General features: G+C 63.2%; 1 protein-coding gene, 1 tRNA gene and 1 pseudogene. 2 read left to right on the top strand and 1 reads right to left on the bottom strand.

Features of this window, described 5'->3' with window-relative positions; all coding sequences use genetic code 11:
- Positions 1-1,345 (top strand): DUF3987 domain-containing protein (locus Q4543_RS24020; protein WP_303442617.1); only part of this gene is annotated, 1,345 nt, incomplete at its 5' end.
- Between the two features lie 535 nt (positions 1,346-1,880).
- Here the strand turns inward: Q4543_RS24020 and Q4543_RS24015 are convergent.
- Positions 1,881-1,970, bottom strand: a tRNA-Ser gene (locus Q4543_RS24015).
- Positions 1,971-2,348: 378 nt separating this feature from the next.
- Here Q4543_RS24015 and Q4543_RS24010 point away from each other — a divergent pair.
- A pseudogene (locus Q4543_RS24010) lies at positions 2,349-3,038 on the top strand (IS110 family transposase); the annotation flags it as partial.
- Between the last annotated feature and the right edge of the window lie 75 nt (positions 3,039-3,113).

Genomic DNA, 3,113 nt, shown 5'->3' with positions numbered 1-3,113 from the left:
CACACCCGGCCGCGCGCTGCGCTACGCCGGGGGCTCCGCGCGCGGCCTCCTACACCAAGCGTTGGGACACTACCATTCCCGCTGGTTCTCGCCCTGGAACGGCTGGCGCGAACCGCCCGTGCTCTGGGCCATGCTGGTGGGCGACCCTTCGGCGGGCAAATCCCCGGCGCTGGATGCCGTGGCCGATCCGGTAAAGGACATCGAACGCGCGCTGTCGCAGGAGTATCAGTCAGCGCGGCAAGCGTGGAAGGACAAAGACGAAATCGCATCGCTTGCACTGGCGCAATGGAAGGCCGAGGCCAAGCGCGCGCTGGCCGATGGGCAAGAGCCGCCCGCCAAGCCGCAGGGGGCCGACGCGGGCGCACCGCCCGTGCGCGAGCGGCTGACCATCACCGACGCGACCACGGAAAAGGTGGCCGAGCTGCTGGCGCAGACGTGGCGCGGGCTGCTGCTGTCGCGCGATGAACTGTCGGGCTGGCTGGCGAGCATGGACCGTTACAGCGGCGGGGGCGACCGTCCGTTCTGGCTTGAAGCCTATGGCGGCAGATCCTACCCGGTGGACCGCAAATCCTCGCCCGAACCGATCATCGTGGACCACCTGACCGTCGCGGTGCTGGGCGGCACGCAACCCGACAAGCTGGCGCGGCTGCTGGTGAACACCGACGACGACGGCTTGCTTGCCCGCTTCCTGACCGTGTTCCCCGACCCTGTTGCCCTGTCGCGGCCTAACGCGCAGATCGACACGGCGATGGTGCGGGCGGCGCTGGAACAATTGCGCAGCCTTGGGGCAGCGCGGGATGAAACCGGGAACAATCGCCCGTTCTATATCGCCTTCACCGACGACGCGGCAGATGCCTTGCAGGACTTTCGCCAGCAATGTCGGGCTTGGGAGGCTGAGGCCACTGGCTTGTTCAAGGGGCATATCGGCAAGATGCCGGGGCTGGCGGTGCGCGTGGCCGGGGTGCTGGCGCATCTGGACTGGGCGGCATCGGCGGGCGCGCCCTATCCTGACAAGATCGGCGCAGACCACCTATCGCGCGCCTGTCATCTGGTCGGCGGGCACCTGCGGCTTCACGCTTTTCGGGCCTATGGCACGGCATCCCCGCCCGACGACATCCGCAACGCCCGGCGCATTGCCGATGTCATCCGGTCCGAGGGCTGGCAGAGCTTCACCGCACGCGACATCCAGCGCCGGGGCCTGTCGGGGCTGCAACTGGCCAAGGCGGTGCAAGCGGCGCTTGACGTGCTGGAACAGGCCGACTGGGTCATGCGCTCTCGCGAGGAAACAGGCGGCAAGCCAAGGGTTATCTATCTGGTCAACCCGAAGACACGGGCGGCGGCATGACCACCCGACGACCTGACAATACCTGACATAAGCCCCTTTTGTCAGGTATTGTCAGTCTGTCAGCAGGGTAAATTCAGGGTGGTTGGGCGCGCTGGCGAGCAGAACGGCAAGGCTGACCCGTACCAGTATCGCGCCACTGTTCACGTTGCAGATGCACCAGGCCGTCAGGTTTGCCGGTGACGACCCCCACGCATTTTATCGGGGGGGGGTCGTCTAAACTAGACATCCAAGCCGCTGAAAACCGAACGTCCCGTCGATTACGCGCGTCCGCAGTTCAACATTTTGAACCGGGGGGGCGGTCAAAAGCTCTGACATCCAAAGGCCGGAAACCGGGCAACTTCCTGCGTGTGCGAAATCCAGCCGGGAAACAGGGGTGTCCCCTTGGCATTCCTTAGCAGGTCTTTCCTGAACGCAGGAAAGCCGAGCCGCAGCGAAGGTGTCGCAACCTGTTGCGTCCAAGCATTTTCAATATGGAGGGTAGCTTGGTGGGTATGAACTACTTAAGGCCAATTTACCGTTTAAAATCAAAGGCAAATGGCGGAGACGAAGGGATTCGAACCCTCGAGACCCTTCCGGGCCTACTCCCTTAGCAGGGGAGCGCCTTCGACCACTCGGCCACGTCTCCGTCGACGCGTATAGCCAAGGAAACATGGGGGTTACAAGGCGATTCTGCCTGTCTCCGAAAAAAACTCTGTCCCAGCAAAAACCTGTTCAAAGTGCACTGAAAGGTAGGGAACGGCACCGAATTTGGACAAGGTCGGAGGTGGTTCTGGAAATCTGAACAGCCGGGATAGGTGGATTTTCCGCGCAACAGCAGCATGATGCTGCGAGCGAGGAAAAGACCATGGCATAACGATCACGTTGGACTACAGCCCGGCATTCAAGGCGAAAGTGGCGGTGGCCGCGATCAAGGGCGAGAAGATCCTGATCGAACTGGCCCTCCATCCCAACCAGATCAAGCAGTAGCGTGATCAGCTTCCTCAGAGCGCGATCGGCGTGTTTGGTGAAGGGCGCCTTGAAGGCGATGCCGATCAAGACGGATCGCCGGGATGCCGAAGGGATCGCGCGGCTGTTACATCTCGGCTGGTTCCGACCGGTCCACTGCAAGTCGGTCTCGGCTCAGGAAGTCCGTGCAATCCGTGCAGCTCGGAAATCCATTCAGAACAGCATGATTGCTCTGGAGATGTCGTTGCGAGGCCTCCTGCGGAACTTCGGCCTGAAGGTTGGTGCTATCTCGCGAGGCAGGTTCGAAGGGCGGATCCGGGAATTGGTGGCAGGCAACACGATGCTCGACGCCGCAGCGGAACCCATGCTGCGCGTTCGAGCGGCCCTTCGCCTGGAACTGGCCAGACTGGAGACGAGGGTCAGGCAGATGGCCTCCGAAGACCCTGTCTGCCAGCGTCTGATGACCATGCCTGGTGTGGGTGCGGTCGTGGCACTCACTTATCGCTCCGCCGTCGACGACCCGACACGCTTCCATTCGTCAAAGAATGTCGGCCCCTGGGTCGGCCTGACACCCTCGCGCACCCAGTCCGGCGAGCGTGATGTCTCTGGCGGCGTAACGAAAGCTGGAGACGTGAATCTCCGACGTGCCCTCTGCCAGGCCGCAACGGTCATGCTGAATAGAGGTCGAGGCAACCCGCTTCGGACTTGGGCCACCCATGTTGCCAAACGTCGCGGGCGGAAGCGCGCGGGTAGTGTCCCAACGCTTGGTGTAGGAGGCCGCGCGCGGAGCCCCCGGCGTAGCGCAGCGCGCGGCCGGGTGTGA

The sequence above is a fragment of the Salipiger sp. 1_MG-2023 genome (assembly GCF_030547555.1).
Taxonomy (GTDB): Bacteria; Pseudomonadota; Alphaproteobacteria; order Rhodobacterales; family Rhodobacteraceae; genus Salipiger.
Note: the sequence above shows the minus strand (reverse complement) of the source record. Positions and strands in the feature narration are given on the sequence as shown.